The sequence below is a fragment of the Tolypothrix sp. VBCCA 56010 genome, assembly GCF_050875635.1.
GTDB lineage: Bacteria > Cyanobacteriota > Cyanobacteriia > Cyanobacteriales > Nostocaceae > Hassallia.
This window is the reverse complement of the sequence record NZ_JBPAOH010000401.1, coordinates 1-666: the sequence shown is the minus strand read 5'-3', so window position 1 is coordinate 666 and position 666 is coordinate 1. Positions and strand designations below refer to the sequence as shown.

At 39.2% G+C, this 666-nt stretch carries 2 protein-coding genes; both read left to right on the top strand.

Annotated features, from left to right (window positions below):
- Positions 1–243 (top strand): IS607 family transposase (locus AABK37_RS41725; RefSeq protein ID WP_432557232.1); only part of this gene is annotated, 243 nt, incomplete at its 5' end.
- A 9-nt stretch (positions 244–252) separates the two neighbouring features.
- On the top strand, positions 253–666 hold a 414-nt coding region (locus tag AABK37_RS41720; RefSeq protein ID WP_432557231.1), incomplete at its 3' end, for an RNA-guided endonuclease InsQ/TnpB family protein.

Below are 666 nucleotides of genomic sequence, written 5' to 3'. Positions count from 1 at the left end.
GCTTTTGAGTTTATTCAGGAATTAGCAATTTCTGTTGGCTGTGAAATTATCGTTGCCAACCAAGAATCACTATCTCCACAGCAAGAACTTGTGGAAGACCTGATGGCTATCATTCACTGCTTTTCTTGCCGACTGTACGGATTGAGAAATTACTCTAAAGAAATTAAAGATCACTTGAAGGCAGCTATTGACAAACCTATACAAGACCTGACAGAATTGGACAATAAAGAAATACAGTGTTGAGGTCGAACAATGCTTTTATCTATCAAGACAAAGTTGAAACTGACAAGCGAGCAAAAAACAGTAATGAGCAAGCACGCGGGCATAGCGCGGTTTACTTATAATTGGGGTTTGGCAACTTGGCAGAACTTGTACAATGATGGATTCAAGCCAAATAAATACCTTCTCAAAAAGTTCTTCAACAACCACGTAAAACCTGAGTTTGAATGGATCAAAGAGAAAGGTATTTGTCAGAAAATCACTCAATACGCTTTTGACAATCTTGGCGCTGCTTATGACCGATTTTTTAAAAGTTTGGGCGGATATCCAAAATTCAAAAAGAAAGGTCAGAATGATTCTTTCACTATTGACGCTAGTGGTAAACCCATCCCTGTCGGCGGTGTGCGTGTCAAGCTACCTACTATAGGTTGGGTCAAAACTTATGAA